The organism is Yersinia intermedia (assembly GCF_900635455.1).
Lineage (GTDB): Bacteria > Pseudomonadota > Gammaproteobacteria > Enterobacterales > Enterobacteriaceae > Yersinia > Yersinia intermedia.
Genome location: NZ_LR134116.1, coordinates 3,722,890 through 3,741,318 on the forward strand (window position 1 = coordinate 3,722,890; position 18,429 = coordinate 3,741,318).

An 18,429-nucleotide genomic window follows, 5' to 3' on the forward strand; every position below is an offset into this window, starting at 1 on the left:
AATACACTGTTATTTGATACGTTCCACAACAGAACACGTGCTACCTGTACAACCAAATATCAGTTTTGGTCGGCCGCCAAAGTCATTGACGTAAGTCAGTACCGGTTTACTGCCTAACGCGCCTGCGCTAACGTCCAGCATGGCCTGCGCTTTTGGTGCGATCATCAGCGGCTTAAAGCCGTCTGCCGTTTTCCCAGCTTTGCTGTCACTGGCATCGACCAACGTGATGTAATACGGTGTCGGGTTATTAACCTGAAAACGATCGCCCTGACGCGTTAGCTGTAACTTCTCTTGCCAAGGTGTCGACATATCGGCCTTTTGTGGCACGATGCTAACTGGGCGGTAGAAAAGTTTGATGCGCGTTTGCAAGGCAATCTGTAACGTGTTGGGCTTTTCCGTCCGGGGTGGAATTTCACGCAGGTTAAAATAGAACAAGGTTTCCCGGTCTTGCGCCAACTGGCTCACCGCAGGCAAGGTTTGTACTTTTAGCTGACTAAGAGCACCCGCTTCTACTCGTTGAACCGGAGGAACAACCGTCAATGGCGTATTGATTTTGTTACCCTGCTCATCCTCGATCCAACCCTGCGCCAGATAAGGCAACTGCTTATTCTGGTTGCTGATATTCAGACTGATCGATTTATCGCTGCCATTAAGGATCACACGGGTTCTATCCAGCGCAATCGCAGCTGTCGCTTGCTGAGCCATAAGTGCCGTCACCAGAATCGCCGTGATATGCAGTTTATTATTCAATTTCATTACTTTTCCCTTCAATTAATCCTGTCAGAACCTGGCGGCACCGAGATATAGCGGTTACCTGAACCGGCTTTAGCCATCTGGCCTATTTATGAAACTTATTATTGTGCTACTGGGGGTTTATCCCCCGGTACTATCGGATGGCAAGGCAGTAGCAGATTCACCAGCACTTGCGGTGAAATCACCGTCGGCAGTGTGATGTTGCATTGCGCTTGTCCATTCCAGTGTACTGACATGGTTTCACCGGCTTTGATACCACTGAGATAGGTAGAACCATCGTCGTTAACAATGCCGGTTTCTTGCTGGTTTTCATTTAATACGGTGGCCCCAAATGGTGGTGAGGTACCATCAGCCATACGTAACATAGCCATCGCTTTTTCACCGGAAATCACATTAAAGCGACGATAACCAATCGCCCCTTCAGTCAGAGTCATCTGTGCTACTGATCCGGTGACCTCAACGTTGTCGTTCAAGTTGTCAATATCAACGCTAGCCCGGTTGCGGTAATAACTATTCACATCACTGACCACAGCTTTACCAAAGTGGTTGGTTTTCACCGTTGAGCCATATCCCTGAACCGGCACATCAGCAACACCTTGGGTATCGAGCAACAAACGCGTACCACCAATAGTATTGGCTCGATGTAATGCGGCACCTTCAGCCGTCAGCGTTGCCCCCCCTTGAATACCCACACCGACAGAAGAGTATTGCCCTTCCTGATAACTGGCGTTGGCATTGATATCCGCGCTATTACCCATGTGGTTATAGTTACCACTCACCAATACTCCGCTACGTGCTACACCGGTATTAAGCTGGTAACTGTTATGGTCATCCAGACGATCGGCATATCCCACCCGTTGAGTGTTTTCGCGCCCGCTGACCGTGGCGCTGTAGCTCACCGTCGCACTGTTACCGAACGGCATAGACAAGGACAAATACACCCCGTCATCATTGCTGTTGTTATACCGGTTACGGTATGCCGACAATGACATACTGATGTTCTTCACTTTGCCAATGTCGAAATAGCGCGCTAACGACAAGTTATAGCGGTCATTCGCTGAGCGTTCCCAATAGGTCTGATGGCTGTAATTCAGATAGGCACTTAGCCCTAAATCACTAAACTGTTGGTTGAAACTGATGGTATACATCTCTTTATTCCCACCAATGCTTCCCCCGCGATAACGCGCATTCAGATAGTCAGTCATGCTCATAAAGTTGCGCTCAGAGAAGCGATAACCCGCAAAAGTGACCTGACTGCCCGTCTCCTGGAAGTTTTTCGAATAGTTGACTCGGTAAGAACCACCACTCAAGGTGCCTTGATCGGGTAAAGTAGCCCACGATTGAGTCATATCAACCGACAGCGCACCAAACTCCATCAAATCACGCCCAACCCCCATGGATGCAGCTTGATATTCGTTTTCGCCACCAATTCCGCCGCCGTACAATGACCAGCCATTGTTGACCCCCCAGGAGAATTCCCCAGTGGCAAATGCCGGTCCTTCAGCACTATGGCTAATATCCGACGGCTTACCGGCAGCTACGCGATAGCGCACCATACCGGGGCGGGTCAGATAGGGAATACTGGCTGTATTCACTTGGAATTGCTGTACTTGTCCGTCAAGCTCTTCGACTCGCACATCCAAGGTGCCGGACACAAAACTGTTCAGGTTCTGAATACGGAATGGGCCCGCAGCCACCAGAGTTTCACTCAATACACGGCCCTGCTGGCTAACGATTACCCGCGCATTGGTACGGGCAACCCCGCTAATCTCCGGTGCATAGCCACGCATATTTGGCGGTAACATATTGTCATCGGTCGCTAAACTCGCCCCGCTAAAGCGGAAGTTGTCAAAAATCGCTGAGTTTAGAAAATCTTCACCCAACGTGAGCTTGGCGCCCAGGCTCGGTATTGCGCGATAGGCGTAATAACGGCTCCAGTCCCATTGGCGTTCAGTCTGAGTACCGGAAGCCTGATCAATACGCGACTGCCAGTCAGCACGAAACCGCCAGGCACCTAAGTTAGCCCCGGTGGTTCCGTTACCACTTAAGGTATTGTTACTACTATTGCTTACTTCCTGGCGATTCAGTTGCCCTAGCAGGTTGTAGTCAAAAATAACCCCAGAGATCCCCTCTTCCCAGCGAGAAGGCGGATCCCAATCGGGGGCACTGTATTCCAACCAAGCTTGAGGTACGCTCAGATAAAGTGATGATGTCGCCAAATCGCCTTCCACAGTCATACCGGGTAAGCTTTTGATATCCAAACATTCACCATTACGCCACCAGGTCAGTCGCCGGGCACTATCTTCTTTCAATGCCAGCAGCTCAACCAACTGCGGTGATAAACAGGCCTCACTTTTTTTAGGATCTTGTTCCGATGCATAAAACACCACCGGCTGCTCATTGATTTCCTGTTTATTCATATGAACCAATAAGTTATAATTCCCCGGCATGATAAAACCGCGCTGGGAGAACTGGCTCAGATCGATATTGGCGCGATCCTTGGTATCCAATACATCAGTATTAAACTGAATATCATCACTGGTTTGCGCCCCATAAGCATTGCCACTTAATGCAACGGCAATCAAAATGCGCAATAAATCACGACGGGCAGCACCGTTGGTGATGGAAGGAGCGGATACCATGGAATATGTCACCTTACTCATTGAAATCAGTAATAATCTAATTTGAAACGAACACTGGAATAATAAGCTCCAGCACGCAGGACCTTGCCATTGCCCACTAAACGCAGGGCATAATTGAGTTTCATATCGGTAGGGATAATATTTATCTCAGGTGACGGTACGCCAGGCGTAGTGGTATTGCCTTTGTCATCAACAATTTGTATTGCAATCCCTTCAGCATCACCGTAAACAGCAAAATTATTGCCGTCCGCAGCACCGTCAAATGACACCGCGAAATGCTGGCGATTAGACTTCTCAGGATCCGCATTAGCCAACCGACAATCCAGTAGGCGAATCTCAAATGGATGCTCATTGCCCACGCCGTTTTCAACCAATTGACTTATGGGTAAGATCGCCATATCAATGGTCTGTTCCAGGCTTCCGGGGTCTATCGCACAGGCAGTGTCAGTAATACTTCCTTCCATACTCACGCGGCCCCAATCTGTTTTCATGGGATCAGCCAATACCGATAGACTCACCAAAGACACCATCAGTAAGGAAGGAGGCACTAGCAAAAAAAATGACCTGGACATAAATCACCTAGCTCATCCAACACATATCTCTTTCAAGAGGAAAAGACATGCGGAAGAATCCGCATGTCCAATTAAAAAAGGGGGTGCTTATTGATAAGCCAGCGTGAAGTCTGCAACGCTGTAGAAGTTACCTGGTTTGATCGCGTCAGAAGCAGTGCTGCCCTGCAGGTAAGCAGAGAAAACCAGAGTGTTGTTTTCGCCGACCAGAGTCTGACCAGCAGTTGGTTGACCCAGAGAAACAACAGAACCAGAACCATCAGTGATGGCAATACCAGCACCTTCAGCTTCGCCAGTGAAGCCCAGCAGGCCAGTTACGGCTGTTGATTCCATGCCGCTGAAAGTAGTAGTAACAGTGTCCAGAGTCGTAATGTCACAGTTTTCCAGTTTGATCTGGAAGTTACGTGGCGTTGATTTGCCACCATTCTGCAAAGCAACATTAGAGATCTGACCCAGGTTTACAGTCTGGTCAATTGACTCAGGCGCGATTGAGCAAGGTGCATCAATAATTGAACCAGTAAAAGTCACAGTACCGTGACCCTGATCAGCGGCGTTAGCCATAGAAGCAAAACCTAATACCAAACCTGCTGCCAAGATCGTTTTATTCAGTTTCATTACGTGATTCCTTTATACACAATTAAAATTTAATACGCTGATTTGCCTTGATAAAGCCAAGACAAATACTGCATAAAAGTTGTTTTAAAATACAAATGCATGTTGCTTCTTGCCGTTAAAATACCAAATGACAAGCTGAGAACTGCATAGAGCCATAAAGTCAACATGTGGGAATTAGTAACCAGCCACACATTAAAAAAATGCAAATAACGTTTAAAGCTCTTTTTTGTTCGAGGCAGATAATACAAATATAGACTTCCAGTTGATAGATATTTAATTCAAATAGATAAAATTCAGAGTGTTTAACTTAATTAATTACAGTAATGAAACAAAATCGATAAGATTGATCGATAAACATTATACCCTCGACACATAAAACTCCCAAAATAAGCATGTCGACACATTTGATCGCTAAAGAACGATTTGCCAAAATTAATGATTGCTTATTTCACACCCCAATTTATAATCGACATTAAATTCTTAACACTTTATACCAGAGAGCATAAAAACCTTGGCAATAGCCTAATATATCCGTATTGACACATTGATAAACGCATAGTGTAACTGAGTATTTTTGTATATAAACGCTTAACCAACCCAAAAACAAAGACACCAAGCAATTGATTTCAATGAAATTTACTGAAAAAAGCCAAAAGCACCACTTATTTATCCAGGAGGATCAAAAACCCTATTTATTTTATGGAGTAAAAAAATAAAAAGAAGTTAAATTTAATGTCTATGATACGTGTAAAAAACACAGAATATAAAAAAACAAAAAAATAAATAAGAACTCAGCCGCTTTAATGTAAGAACAGTCACCAAGCTCGTAGGAAATGTCTTTATAAAATGTAGGATGCACTATTTGCAAATGCAGAATATAGGTAAATTAAAGTCGCACATTCTTAATATATAAATCAAATGGAGTAAAAATAATGAAACCGAAGAGTCAGAGAAAAGAAGAAGTAATGGGTATCTTGGAAGATCACTGTAACTCTTTAAAAGAGCAGTTTACTGATTCTCCTCCTCCGGTTATTAATTGGCCGAAAACCAGAGAGCTTGCGGATAAAGCACAATTAGATATTTATACCGCAAGGTTAGTGTTAATGAAGCTAGTGGATGAGGACAGGGCCAGAATGTCAGAAACCAAGGTGATGAACTCATTACGCTGGTTTGTTGCGCACCCTGAAAAAAAATAAAACAGCCATCAACTTAGGGTAAACATACTGTTTTTCAGCAGGATATCGGCTCAAAAGTGATAATGAGTCACGGTTGATTGCTGCCAGACACTCCCCCGTTGAGCCGTTATAACCCCAATATTGGACAATGAGTTAACCCGTTGCCGTAAGACACTGCGTTAGCTATATAAGTTACTTGTTGATAGAAAAATGAAACTTTGTTTACCCCCATCTATAAGACCCACACTCTCAGAACAAGGGCTCAACCTTGTTGTTATGGTGCTGATGGCCATTACCTTTGCCACCATGATGCACTATGAAATCAACCGAGGAGGGGCTGGGCTTCATCTTCCTGCCAATATAGTCATCTGGGCCATGATGGCGCTGCTGACGATAACACTCTATTTACCCCATACTAAAGCCATTCAGCTTGTGAACCCTCCCGGCCGTTTGTGGCTGCTGTTTGGTGCCTTGATGATAAGCCTGCCGGGGCTATTTCCTGCCTCACTACAACATATCGCTGCCTGGTTACCGCGGATTTTAGGCCTGTGGGGCGGGATAATACTGCTACTGGGGCTGTTCCGCCTGAAACTGAATGTAGTCCTGCGACAGAGATGGCTGGTGCTCATACTCTTATCAGCCTGGGGGCAAGCAGTACTGACTCTGCTGCAATTTTTTGTTTTTACATCCGATAATTGGATGGAATTTGATAGTGCGCAGCGCCCTTATGGCATATTCCAGCAAACCAATGTGCTGGCCAGTTATCTGGCAACGGGTTATAGCATTGCAATCTATCTGTTTATGCTAACGGGCAATCGGGCAGTCCGGGGTATCAGCATACTTACCCTGCTGGTATTCCCAGGCTTATTGGTGCTGTTGCAATCGAGGATCGGTTGGGTTGGCGGGATAGCAACCTTGCTATTGCTGTCGCTATATTACTGGCGTCAGCGACAAATAGCCTGGGTGTGGCTAAGTAGCCTGCTGAGTTTACTGACCGCCGTTTATCTGTTGGAACAGATGAATATCGGTATGCATGTATCCAAAGATGCCAGCAACACCGAGCGCTGGCTGATACTGCAATATACCTGGCAGATGATACAACAGCACCCATGGCAGGGCTGGGGATACGGTAGTTTCGAGTCAGGCTTTGCCCATGAATTGGCGAAGAACGGGCAGGTTCCTGGTTACTTAACTTATCCTTCCCACCCTCATAATGAAGTGTTTTACGGTTGGGTTGAGGGAGGCATTGCCGCGCTGATCGGGATGTTGCTATTGGCAATCGGTTATGTGAAACCGCTCTTAATGCAACCAAAAACCGTTCTCCCTTTGTGGATTCTCACCTTGCCGATTGCGTTGCATTTGATGACCGAGTTCCCCCTTTATCAATCAGCAGCCCATTGGTTAGTGCTTATTTTGCTTGGCCGCCTGATGGTAACGGAAGATATGCTGCAATCCACCACATGGGTGCCAACCCGCTGGCAACAGTGGCTACACACTGCCGTTATTTTATCGGCCTTATGCACTCTAGTATTTATGGTGACAGGCTTTAAAACCGGCCGGGTGCTCACACTGACCGAAAGAAGCGGCTTGGTTGACATGCAGCCTTTAGATAGCCTGACCAATCCCTATATCCAATGGGAAAGGTATCAATACATAAGACATATTAATCTATTATTGCAATTTAACCAGCACCCTGACCCGCTGTTATTGAGTCAATTTAGGATATGGGCAGAGCAGTACATTCAACTGCACAATGATCCTAATGTTTATCAAAGTCTGATCATGATTGCTCGGTATCAGAAGGAAACAGCACAAGCCGATCAGTGGTATCAAACTGCTCACGCTTTATTCCCCGCCAATCCTGCCTTTCAATAACGCCTACCTTATCAGCCATCAGAATATTACCTGGCCCCTAAATCAAGGGGCTTATCTGCGCCGTTTGCGAGCAGCCTCGAGTTTTTACCTATGTCAGTTTTAGGGCTGCTGGGCTAGTATATCGGCTGGAAAAAGGACTTGATGAACGGTTGCAATTACACCCCCTTCTGTTTCAAGCTCATAGCTTATTTTTATCGGCTGTTGTGCCGGCATTGATAGCGAGATTTCCGTGTTAACCGTAAAATCATGTGATAGCTAACGATAATAATAAAAATCACAATTAACTTTAAATTCAATGGACTATAAATCATAACCACATGAATAATACCGATAAACTCGATTCTCACACCCCAATGATGCATTGGTGTGTTTATGCTGATAATTAACGATTATTTATAGAAAGTTAACAAAACCTACGCTTTAACCTATAGTCACATAACCAATTGATTTATCTTTTGTTACTACCCTGCTGTACTTTGATAGATTTAGTGCGCATGGTTTAAAAACCACCCTATAGTGTTACTAAAGGTAAATGTATAGGTGAATTTCTAAACTATACGATCTACTCGGCATGGCCCACCCTCGCTGTCATATAACTGTGAATGGCTGGCGCTGACCTGACCCATTCGCCAGAACCGTAGCAAAGACAATTTGCTCTTAAGTAAATGATTTTTTTTAAATTGACACAGCTACCGTAAAGAGAGTTAGCCATGCCGAAATCAGTATTTTGACTGGATCAACATTTGGGAAGAGAATTAGTCAAGCAAGTATCTAAAAACATAGATAAATGTTTCATATTAAGATAAAATCAAGTAGTCCTTTAGCGTATAGGCGATCATCGTCTTGTCGGGCGTTTAGCCAGACACTAAGTTATTGGAAGGTTTATGAGGTTGCGGTAGGTATAATCCTCCGCCGCTCCATGCCTTGCATCTCGCGGCGGAGGATTATACCCACCGCATCCTTAAGTAAAGGGCATAGACAGACTGGCAGTTGGTGCCAGTCTGTCTTTTCTAAGCTAGCATGGAGAGAGCTCTGAATAAGGGATAGACATGAAGCTACATTTGTATGCAGAATTAACAAAAAAACTAAACCGATCCAGGAACAGTGTTGAGCGTTTTATTTCAAATGCACCAATGAAATATAAAGTATATACCATCCCTAAAAGAACCTCCGGCCAACGAGTCATTGCCCATCCAGCCAAAAAACTAAAAGTGTTACAGCGAGCTTTAGTTGCTGTCTTACAACCACATTTTAGTATTCATGATAAAGCTATGGCTTACAGGAAAGGTTTGGGAATAAAGCAAAATGCTACCTTGCATCAAAAAAATGATTATCTTTTAAAACTGGACTTCAATGATTTCTTTAACAGTATCACTCCGGAAATATTTATTAAATATTGCACGCAAAAAGAAATAGAACTTAGTGATGCTGAAAAAAAACTTTTAATAAAAACTTTTTTTTGGAATAAAACAAAAAAAACAGATGGAAAGCTTGTTCTTAGTGTTGGAGCACCTAGCTCCCCTTTTCTTTCAAATGTATTGATGTTTGGTTTTGACGAATTCATTGAAAACTATTGTAGTCAAAAAAATATATCCTACTCCAGATATGCAGATGATTTAACCTTTTCAACATCTGATAAAAACGTATTATTTCATATCCCGAAATTAGTTAAAACTCAACTTGGGCTTATGTTTTTCAATCAGATTACTATTAATGAGTTTAAAACCGTTTTTTCATCTAAAGCACATAATAGACATGTTACAGGTGTGACTTTAAATAATAATGGGGAATTATCAATTGGTAGAGGAAGAAAAAGATTAATTTCTTCGTTAATTCATAAATTCATGCATGGAGAATTAGACATTGAGCTTACCAGACATCTACAAGGGTTGTTATCTTTTGCTTCAGATATAGAACCAATCTTTAAATCCAGAATGGAGATAAAATACTCTCATAAGCTTATCGAAAGCATTGTTAAATTTAGAGGTGAGCATGAACAAGAGAATCAATAGTACAATAGCAAAGCTTGAAAATAAAGCAAAAAAAAACTCATGGGAAGCAGCTTATCAATTATATGAATATTATTTAGAAGGTAAATATGTAGACCAGAATTATGACCTAGCTCAATTTTATATTAACCTTGCGGCAAAGCATGTTGAAAGCGATTTCGTTTATATGGAAGAGCTGTCCATATCTAATTTTAGAGCATTAGATGAATTAACATTGAATTTTTCTGAAAAAAATTTAATAGTACTTGCAGGTGAGAATGGTGTAGGTAAATCATCTATATTAGATGGATTATCATACTCACTTAGCTGGTTGGTTAATAGAATTTTATATAAAGGTGGAAAAGGTAAGGAAATTGAAAGGTTGGATATCAGAGAGGATTCAGATAAGGGTTATTCGTCTGTCATCACAAAATTGAATATTAATCGACATACGACAATTCACTTTGAACTCTGTGAGCTACATATAGGTAGCTCAACTAATAAAAAAAGTTACCTAAATGAAGTAACAAAACTCGGAGCGCTTTATAAATTTGCTGGTGAGAATAGCTCATCATTCACTTTGCCTATTTTTGCATATTACGGCGTATCAAGAACTATAGATATAAGTACGAAAGACATAAATGTGATTGATGATATTAATTCCTCACAAAATAATAATCGATTTGAAGCATATACTAATGCTTTTTCTGGAAAGGCTGACATTAAGTCTTTCTTAAAATGGTTTAAACGACTAGACGACATTGAAAAACACAGAGCCACTTCTTCAGATAGTTTTTCTGCAGATGATGATCTTATTAATAAATTAGCAATTCTAGCGCCAAGCGATTTAAACGCCAGAAAGCTATTAGAATCACTTAAACAGAAAAATCAGAAAAAGGAAGATGATAATTATCTATGGGAAATAAGTAAAATAAAAAAAAACCTAAACCAGACTGTTAATTTTTTTATGGATGGCTATACAGACTTATCAATTGAAGTAGAACCAGTTGTAAGATTAACAATTAATAAAAATGGACATAAACTAAACATACTTCAATTATCACAAGGCGAAAAAAGCTTACTTGCTTTGTTATTAGATATTTCAAGGAGGATGATTATTTTAAATCCGCAACTAGACAACCCTCTAAAATCACCTGGAATAATTATCATTGATGAATTAGATTTACATTTACATCCTCGATGGCAACGAAACATTGTTACCTATTTCAACTTAATATTCCCAAACTGTCAGTTGATAGTCTCAACTCATTCTCCGCAAGTCATTAGCGAGGTAAGGCGTGAGCAAGTTATTATTTTAGATAAAAACAATGATGACATTGTTTATGGATATACACCAAATCAATCTTATGGTCTAACATCTAATGAAATACTGAATGAATTAATGAGTGATAATGAAAGACAACTTATCAGAACGAATGAAGTTGAATACCAAATTAGTAATATCTTTGAATTGATCAATGACGGAGAAATCAAGGATGCAAAAGAGGAAATTTTAAGATTAGAAGAAGAGTTAAACGGAGATATTCCAGAACTGTTAAGAGCCAAAATGGAAATAGAACTCTATGGATGGGATAAAGAATGAGACAGATTGTAAAGAATAAAGAACCACATGAACTATCAGTATACAAGAAAGAAAAAGACGCCGCTTATGACGGGCCAAACTTTACTATTGTAAAAGATAAAATACGCCTAAGCTTACTCTTAGAACAGGGTTTTCTATGCGCATATTGCATGGAAAGAATAGATCTACACTCAATGAAAATAGAACATTGGGCTTGCCAACACTCTAATAAAAATTTGCAGCTAGATTACAAAAACTTATTAGCATGCTGTAAAGGAAATGAAGGATCCCCCCCTAAAGAACAGACATGTGACACACGTAAAGGCGGAAATGAGATCAAATTTTCTCCAGCAAACACGGTACATAGAATGAATGAAATCATAAAATATGATCTGCAAGGGAATATAACATCTACTGATTTTGAGTTTAATGAACAAATTGACAAATACCTCAACTTAAACAGACACCGGCTAAAATTGAATAGAGCCACCGTAATTAAGACAATACAAAAAATACTTCATCAAAAAATAGGGGAAAGGAAAAACCCTGAAATAATGAAACTAATTAACTTTTACAATCAGAAAAATGATACAGGCAAGTTCGCAGAATACTACGGTACAATTGTTTACTATCTTCAAAGAAAACTTTAAAGTTGAGGGTAAGTGTGAAAATATAGTAAGTTTAAAAATGGGTGTAAATGTGATTAATATAGATTTATCTTAGCACCATATTATACCCTATTTCAATCATTATAAAATTTAGGTTTTCAGAAAAATCTATTTATCCTCTCATATTAAGTAACTGCCCTTAATTGCTCTACACATTACATGAAACCTTACTGATTTTTAATTTTTTCTTTTGTCGGTAAGAAATCCAACCAGCATACAGGCTATCACCGATAGTTGAGTGGAAATCACCCAAAAATAGGAGCGGTATTCGGAAAAACTATTTAGTATTCATGTTCTACGAGGTTTTGTTGAATAATAGGGAATCATGCTGTTTTGATATGCCTATTTTGGAAAAATGCTTGTCACTCCCACATGCATTACTTGATTCAGGTTGTAACCTACTGATTTTAGGTTGAGGGAGTCCACCGTTTTCATGGACTCGCAACATAATCTCTATTTATTCAACAACGCCGCTCTACGATTACATTTCTTTCTGCTCTGACTAACAATCTGGATTATCTAATGCTTCAGCATAACCTTCAAATATGAATGATCCCAATCATCTACTATGCCATAAGAAACAAACCCGTCGTGTTCTAACGCACAAATCCCCTTATGCGTGGCAACGTAATCATAGACGGCCTTGCTTTCCAACCCTTGCAACATATGGGACAGCAGCTTGCGGCGCATTACGTCAGATCGCCATCTTTTACCATTAGCCACATCCTGATAGGTGATGTTGAATGTCTGACCAACAGCATTTGTCACACATGTCCCATGGCGGTTTGTCTTGCCCAAATTGATATAATGGTCAAGTAGCGAAGCTAGATCTTCACGCAGTGGCTCCAGGTGCTTACGCCAGCGTTGAAGAACCCGCACAGCCTCCCCCTTCCCCAACTCTCGATTCAATAAGCGAACAGTCTTTGATTTGAATGAAAGGCTTACGTACCCAGCATTGAACACACTCGAAAACCTGAATTGCTTCACCAAATCTTCCGACACCTTCAACACCCGGCAGATATAAGCAGTATCCAGCACCTTAAGGCTTTTGTCGGATATACCAATGTTCAACATCTCATGACGAAGGATCTCCAGCTGGCATCCCTTTATATCGTAGTTATAACCTTTACCAAGACACGACCATTTCATCTCTGAGGGTAGACTCTGGAAGCCTGCCCCAATTTCGAAGGAACGCCCACCAATCTTGGCGGCTTTGTATGACTGCCTATAGGAAACAATCAGCGGTGAATCTTTTACCTTAGTAACGCCAGTTTCTGCCAAATGAGAGAGGAAATTGAAAATGAATAACTTACACTTCACTGTTGGCTTAGCACGATAGTAGTCCAGTAACGCCGTTAGATTGATGTGCAGTGGTTCAAGGTTGCCCCATACCTCACTAACGCGCTTTCTGAATGGCTCGTTTGGAATATCACGCTTGGAAAGTTGATGTTTTACCTTTTGCCCCCGATTAATCGCATCCCCGATCAGCTCATCAAATGTATAGCTTTTCCTTTTATTGAAGATGTCTGTCAGGTAATGATAGCGATCATCCCTGCTGAGATAAGCTTCGCGATCGTTACCAAATAACTTGCAGAGGAAAGGTTTGGATATAGAGAACTCTCTGCATTTACGCTTTGAATACGCTGCTACCTTAATAATCTTGGCTGCTACCAGCAGCTCTTGTGCGCGAGTAAACGGCAGTTCACTTTTTTTCTTAAAAGCAGCAGGAAGTTTATCCCTACCAAGTTCAAACGGCAAAGGAACAGAATATGACCATTTTTTCCCTTCCTTAATAGCTGCCTTTCTTTTGTTTTTCTTGCTACAGGTAGCAACACAAATTATGTGTTGAAGAAACTTTGCAATATCACCGTAAAATGGACGCCTTAAATTCTTCGGCCCATCATAAGGAATGCTAAATACAACCCTTTTGAAAAATTTCAGATTCGAGTCTGTCACAAGAATATTGTTATTCGTGATGTACGGTTTCATAATTCACCTGTAGATAATTGCTGGGCACCATGCCCTAGCCCCATTTATTTACAACTGAATTACAATAAATAACATTGACCCCGTAACGAGGCCCAAGATGGTTATCATGATATATATAATAATATAACGTTATGATGATAGAGGCTGGAGCCTCATGATAGCTAATACTGGATAATGGCTATAGTATGGGGAAGCCATATATAATATATATAGAGACACAGTACCTATAGAGCCTAATGGATACAGTTATATACCCAGCAGATGGAAATAGAGAATATATTTCAGCCCAACCAGAATGGGACTAGCGAATACATAAAACCTTACCGGTTATTAAGCGGTGTAATGATGGTCTGGTGATGTTGTATACCGTTTGTAGACGCATATTATTTTCTTGATTTCGTACTTTTGAAACCGTTATTTGGCTCAACACCGCCGATCCTTGCAACCTTCAGAATCTCGGAAAAGACTCGCCGGTTTCCCCTACCATTGTACGAGGTGCAGATCTGACGCCCAACAGCATCGGTAGTTAGCCGGTCTACCGCACCAAAATCTGGCAACGCTGGGCGGTTTAAAGCGATGCTTTTTTCTTATTACGCTTTTTTTTCTGCCAGTTAGCCGACCTATAGGAAATGAATTCTGCTTGTGAATCTGCCGAACTATTCGATGTGCAACATGCTGGGGATATAGGCTCCAGAAGCAGATACCACACAGTAGACGTATGACCGAATATTGAGAGAGAACGGCCTAAGACTCTGTAACTTCCGGCGGAATCTAACAGCCAGATAGAGACCGTAAACCTCAAATTCGCAATCACTAAATCACTCAATCACTTTTTCAAAGTGGCAAATGCTTTCGTAATGACCGATCAGACAGTACTGAGTAGTGTTGATAGTACAATCTCAGCAACTATACGAGTTAACGCATCTGCATACTCTCCCGATACCCTCTTTGAACGATTTCATCTAAAACCTCGTTGATAAACCTTATTGCGATCATGGGCATTTATCGACAGAATAGCCATCCCAATCTATTCGCATTTCAACAGATTGCGATCACTTACAACGTAAGGTTAAGAGGCTTATGAATACCGATTTGATGCCCAATTTCTGGAAGCTGTCACATGGCTGGAAGGAATTCTCATTCCTGGATATGGTCGAATGCATTGATGAAAAGCTCGTCTACATTCACCGCACGACCGCTGGTAAAGGCGTGTCTTCTGTCAGCCAAGCAGAGGAGTTTGTAAACGCTCCGATTGGCGATTACTTCTACCTGACTCACGGTAATCAGGGTGTATACCTGCTTGGTCAGTTCACTGGTCCGGTTAACTATTTCACAAAGCATAGTGATGGTTGGATGGACAGACCATTCCGGCTAATCCACAAAGCTAATGCCAGAGAGGCGTATTATGGTGTCGAGAAATGGTGGACACCTAATCACAATTCTACCTTTGTTAAGGTTCCGCACCACGAATATGACTTATTTGAAGAGCTGATATTAGCGCCCTATTTCGATATCAACCTGAAAGATTTTTAAGAAAGGGAGTGGTTAATTAACCACTCCTTTATACCATTCCGATAAATAATTATTTTAAGATACTACTTAAGCGGTTACGAACAAAGCAATAACGACGTTCAGAAATACCGCTGCTATGATGAAGTTGCACCGTGCTATATTCTTTTTGGGAATCAACCAATAACACGCCCATTTTAGTTAGTTTGGATAGAACATTTTTACGTGATTTAATATTCAAATAGTCATGAATGAATTTTTTGTCTATTGCAATAACCTCTACCCCTTTAGCCATGCAGATAATTGCAATGTCATTTTTTATATCACGCCCAGAGTAATCCTCATGTTCGATTAGATTAACAATTTGAACTGATTTCAATACATCTTTAATGGACTGAGGCAACATTTCGCTGATAGTAGGTTCTTTCGAACACGGTGTGTTGATTGAATCTTGATAACACTTGGATATTCCATTCATGATTGCTTTTGCTTTAAACGGCAATATCCCATATTTGCTAGCAAGAAAACCAGCCGCGTAAGTAAGAGCAAAACGTTTTGCGATGCGCACTTGAATGCCTGAATTGCGGTCAACATTGTTTTTATCAAGAAAATAATCCATTTCAGATTCAAGCATATCTTTTAGTTCTAAGCTATCTGACTGTATTGAGGCAATAAGTTTATTCAGAAATGCGAGCTTAGCAGTTCCATAATAACTTGATGTAGCTTTCTGAATGCTATGAGCCAGCTCGTTACTAGAAGCAACTTTTTCTGGCAATGATTCAAAAATCCCCATTTCAAAACCAGCATCGGCTGGCACATCAATCACGCGTACATTTTCCCCGTCGAGACGTTCAATTTTCCCCACCTCTGCATGTTGAGCGAGACTAAGCTCCCCAGTACTAAATACAACCAGACGCCATTCAGCTACCTTGTTTTCAAAAAGTGCCGCACGCACCTTCCCTTTACCACCGGTTATCGTGTAGACGCGATTTTGGATAGTTTTTGCTGCTAATATAGGGTCTTTATCTAATAATTTACTTTCATCAAGAATTAGTGTTGCATCGTTATGTACAACTGCTATTTCTTCTAATGCTTTATCGGTATTACTCCATAAGATGATAATTGAATTAGGTTCACCAGCTATTGAAGCAAGAATATAACCACATGAGCTTTTGCCCATACTACTCTTACCCCACAGGTGAAACCCTCCGCCCTCAATGCCTAGCGAATCGAGTAAAAAGCCAGAGAATCCACTGCAAAGTGCAAGCATAATTCGTGAGCTATATAATGCGTTTATCGCAACATTTTCTTTCCACTCCTTTAATGTTCCTTTCTCCTCTTCAACTGGTAAGTGTTTTTTTGCATTAGGATGCAATACAGGCACATCACCTTTTATATCACCAATCACTTTATCATTAATTCGTAAATATACATCACCATAAAAACCAGGCTTATAACGTAAAAGTACTTTATTGTCAGTTTGCTTTGTGATCTCTGCATAAGCAAGATCCCAGTAACAACTTGGCATATCTGAACGATGACCAGCCTTTAATAAGGCCTTTTTAACCTCATACTTGCTTACAAAGGTTGTCGAAGGTATGAGTATAAGAATTGATTTATTACTATTTTCACTGAATACCTTAATCTGGCGGTACGCAACATCTTCAGGAGAAAGCATCTTAGTATTAGCCATCAACTCCACAAATAGTTTTTGTTCACTTTCTGTCAACTTCTTTTCTAACTTTTTCATAATCAGTTCCTTAAATATGTATTTTTCGCTCACTGAATAATTTTCAGTATGAATAGCATGCAAGAGATGCCCTAATCAGTTGTACTGAGTAGTACTCAATTCATAATTAAATATATGACTCTAACAATTTAAGTGACGGTCAAGGCTGGCTTCAAATAGATCAGAATAATTAACTCGTTATTAAATGATCACCATACTTCCTTACCTTATACATAAAGGTTAACCCTGAGATCCCAATAAAATCTAGCAAAACTAGGGAATCAGCATGTTGCTTACTCAATAGCCGATATTTCTTAGTCCACCGCTTCCTTTTTCTTTCTTTGTCACCTTGCATATAAAATTCATCATATTGGATTGATTCAACCCGCCACCAAATGGCTTTAAATCGATAACTGACTTGCTGCATTGGAGATTTTAATTTACTAACGAGTATTGGTCGATTTATTACACCTTTTCTCGTATTCATGTTCCTCTTGTTCTTCATCTTAATACGCAGATTATTAATAGACTTTTTATCATTTGGGATGATGAGATGAAAATGAGGCATCCACTTCTTAACATCTATGTGGTAGTCCATTTCAAACCCACCAATCACCATTGCAGAGAAGCCACATTCTTTTAACCAACGGCGGAGTCGTGCCATTAATGTATCGGGCCGCCATTGAATTAGTTGGTCATCACTAAATGCATCTTGATAGAAGATTATGGTTAAACTTCGCCACATCTTCCGTTTCTTACATAAATTTATAACTTCCCCAATCATTTCCAGTCTGTGCTTTCTAAAACATTCGGGACATGCAGCACTCCCGCAAGGATAACTTGGATGGCAATACTTAAGTTTATTAAAAAGATCTTGGTAAATTTTCTCCTGACGTTTCTGCAACGCCCTCTCTCTTATGAGCCTCTCAGCACGTACCTGCTCTGCTGTTTCAAATCTTGGTAGTGCTTGGGCTAGATCTTCATATTTATCACTCAATTTTTGCAATGGTATTTTGGGATTGACGCTCATTATTGTCCTTATTGACCTATGGTTGGGCGTTCCTCAATCCAGTGCTGAATATCCTCCTCTCGCCATGCTACGGCGCGGTTTCCAGTTACCGAAACTTGGTTTGGAAAATTTTTATTGGCAATCAAGCGATATAACGTTGCCCGGCTGACGGCACAACGCTTCAATACCTCTTGAATCTTAATTAATTTGCTCTCTTTCATGTTTGTCTCCTCGTTAGCTGATGGAGCCATTCTAGCAAACTCGGAATAGCTGACTTACAGGAGAAGCGGCTCTCATAAATGAACAAACTTTTGGATTTCTCGGTC

The 18,429-nt window shown here is 41.0% G+C and carries 14 protein-coding genes; 6 read left to right on the plus strand and 8 right to left on the minus strand.

Going from position 1 to position 18,429, the window contains the following annotated elements:
* Positions 1–9: 9 nt before the first annotated feature.
* The 4 genes from EL015_RS17105 to EL015_RS17120 all read right to left on the minus strand — a co-directional run bounded on the left by EL015_RS17105 (position 10) and on the right by EL015_RS17120 (position 4,579).
* Positions 10–756, minus strand: a complete 747-nt coding sequence (locus tag EL015_RS17105; RefSeq protein WP_005181782.1) for a fimbria/pilus periplasmic chaperone — start codon at positions 754–756, stop codon at positions 10–12.
* 98 nt (positions 757–854) lie between these two features.
* A complete protein-coding gene (locus EL015_RS17110; protein WP_005181779.1) occupies positions 855–3,395 on the minus strand; it encodes an outer membrane usher protein in 2,541 nt (846 codons plus the stop codon).
* A 26-nt stretch (positions 3,396–3,421) separates the two neighbouring features.
* Positions 3,422–3,925: a fimbrial protein gene (locus EL015_RS17115; protein ID WP_005181766.1), complete on the minus strand. Its 504-nt coding sequence runs from the start codon at positions 3,923–3,925 to the stop codon at positions 3,422–3,424.
* Positions 3,926–4,054: 129 nt separating this feature from the next.
* Positions 4,055–4,579: a fimbrial protein gene (locus EL015_RS17120; RefSeq protein ID WP_005181762.1), complete on the minus strand. Its 525-nt coding sequence runs from the start codon at positions 4,577–4,579 to the stop codon at positions 4,055–4,057.
* A gap of 932 nt (positions 4,580–5,511) precedes the next feature.
* Here EL015_RS17120 and EL015_RS17125 point away from each other — a divergent pair.
* The 5 genes from EL015_RS17125 to EL015_RS17145 all read left to right on the plus strand — a co-directional run bounded on the left by EL015_RS17125 (position 5,512) and on the right by EL015_RS17145 (position 11,849).
* Positions 5,512–5,775: a faeA-like family protein gene (locus EL015_RS17125; protein ID WP_032905500.1), complete on the plus strand. Its 264-nt coding sequence runs from the start codon at positions 5,512–5,514 to the stop codon at positions 5,773–5,775.
* Positions 5,776–6,039: 264 nt separating this feature from the next.
* The gene (locus EL015_RS17130) at positions 6,040–7,629 is read left to right on the plus strand and encodes a PglL family O-oligosaccharyltransferase (RefSeq protein WP_126286797.1); all 1,590 of its coding nucleotides are present in this window, start codon (positions 6,040–6,042) and stop codon (positions 7,627–7,629) included.
* Positions 7,630–8,678: 1,049 nt separating this feature from the next.
* On the plus strand, positions 8,679–9,641 hold the full coding sequence (locus tag EL015_RS17135) for a retron St85 family RNA-directed DNA polymerase (RefSeq protein WP_005181753.1): 963 nt from the start codon (positions 8,679–8,681) through the stop codon (positions 9,639–9,641).
* Positions 9,622–11,220, plus strand: coding sequence for an AAA family ATPase (locus tag EL015_RS17140; RefSeq protein ID WP_032905497.1), 1,599 nt, complete (start codon positions 9,622–9,624; stop codon positions 11,218–11,220). Before EL015_RS17135 ends, EL015_RS17140 begins: the two co-directional genes overlap by 20 nt.
* Positions 11,217–11,849, plus strand: a complete 633-nt coding sequence (locus EL015_RS17145; RefSeq protein ID WP_032905496.1) for a retron system putative HNH endonuclease — start codon at positions 11,217–11,219, stop codon at positions 11,847–11,849. Before EL015_RS17140 ends, EL015_RS17145 begins: the two co-directional genes overlap by 4 nt.
* A 537-nt stretch (positions 11,850–12,386) precedes the next feature.
* Here EL015_RS17145 and EL015_RS17150 read toward each other — a convergent pair.
* Positions 12,387–13,856: a hypothetical protein gene (locus tag EL015_RS17150; protein WP_005181744.1), complete on the minus strand. Its 1,470-nt coding sequence runs from the start codon at positions 13,854–13,856 to the stop codon at positions 12,387–12,389.
* Between the two features lie 1,080 nt (positions 13,857–14,936).
* Here EL015_RS17150 and EL015_RS17155 point away from each other — a divergent pair.
* On the plus strand, positions 14,937–15,389 hold the full coding sequence (locus EL015_RS17155) for a hypothetical protein (RefSeq protein ID WP_005181742.1): 453 nt from the start codon (positions 14,937–14,939) through the stop codon (positions 15,387–15,389).
* A gap of 49 nt (positions 15,390–15,438) precedes the next feature.
* On the opposite strand, the gene EL015_RS17160 is transcribed toward EL015_RS17155, so the two are convergent.
* The 3 genes from EL015_RS17160 to EL015_RS17170 form a co-directional block, all read right to left on the minus strand.
* On the minus strand, positions 15,439–17,115 hold the full coding sequence (locus tag EL015_RS17160) for a DUF927 domain-containing protein (RefSeq protein ID WP_032905495.1): 1,677 nt from the start codon (positions 17,113–17,115) through the stop codon (positions 15,439–15,441).
* Positions 17,116–17,284: 169 nt separating this feature from the next.
* Positions 17,285–18,124: a hypothetical protein gene (locus EL015_RS17165; protein WP_005181739.1), complete on the minus strand. Its 840-nt coding sequence runs from the start codon at positions 18,122–18,124 to the stop codon at positions 17,285–17,287.
* Between the two features lie 8 nt (positions 18,125–18,132).
* Positions 18,133–18,324, minus strand: a complete 192-nt coding sequence (locus tag EL015_RS17170) for a helix-turn-helix transcriptional regulator (RefSeq protein WP_005181737.1) — start codon at positions 18,322–18,324, stop codon at positions 18,133–18,135.
* Positions 18,325–18,429: the final 105 nt, after the last annotated feature.

Bases quoted from the DNA above. Each gene is read 5' to 3' on its own strand.
- EL015_RS17125 (WP_032905500.1), top strand. From the start codon at position 5,512: ATGAAACCGAAGAGTCAGAGAAAAGAAGAAGTAATGGGTATCTTGGAA.
- EL015_RS17165 (WP_005181739.1), bottom strand. From the start codon at position 18,124: ATGAGCGTCAATCCCAAAATACCATTGCAAAAATTGAGTGATAAATAT.
- EL015_RS17105 (WP_005181782.1), bottom strand. From the start codon at position 756: ATGAAATTGAATAATAAACTGCATATCACGGCGATTCTGGTGACGGCA.
- EL015_RS17135 (WP_005181753.1), top strand. From the start codon at position 8,679: ATGAAGCTACATTTGTATGCAGAATTAACAAAAAAACTAAACCGATCC.
- EL015_RS17170 (WP_005181737.1), bottom strand. From the start codon at position 18,324: ATGAAAGAGAGCAAATTAATTAAGATTCAAGAGGTATTGAAGCGTTGT.
- EL015_RS17140 (WP_032905497.1), top strand. From the start codon at position 9,622: ATGAACAAGAGAATCAATAGTACAATAGCAAAGCTTGAAAATAAAGCA.
- EL015_RS17155 (WP_005181742.1), top strand. From the start codon at position 14,937: ATGAATACCGATTTGATGCCCAATTTCTGGAAGCTGTCACATGGCTGG.
- EL015_RS17110 (WP_005181779.1), bottom strand. From the start codon at position 3,395: ATGGTATCCGCTCCTTCCATCACCAACGGTGCTGCCCGTCGTGATTTA.
- EL015_RS17115 (WP_005181766.1), bottom strand. From the start codon at position 3,925: ATGGTGTCTTTGGTGAGTCTATCGGTATTGGCTGATCCCATGAAAACA.
- EL015_RS17160 (WP_032905495.1), bottom strand. From the start codon at position 17,115: ATGAAAAAGTTAGAAAAGAAGTTGACAGAAAGTGAACAAAAACTATTT.
- EL015_RS17120 (WP_005181762.1), bottom strand. From the start codon at position 4,579: ATGAAACTGAATAAAACGATCTTGGCAGCAGGTTTGGTATTAGGTTTT.
- EL015_RS17130 (WP_126286797.1), top strand. From the start codon at position 6,040: ATGGCCATTACCTTTGCCACCATGATGCACTATGAAATCAACCGAGGA.
- EL015_RS17150 (WP_005181744.1), bottom strand. From the start codon at position 13,856: ATGAAACCGTACATCACGAATAACAATATTCTTGTGACAGACTCGAAT.
- EL015_RS17145 (WP_032905496.1), top strand. From the start codon at position 11,217: ATGAGACAGATTGTAAAGAATAAAGAACCACATGAACTATCAGTATAC.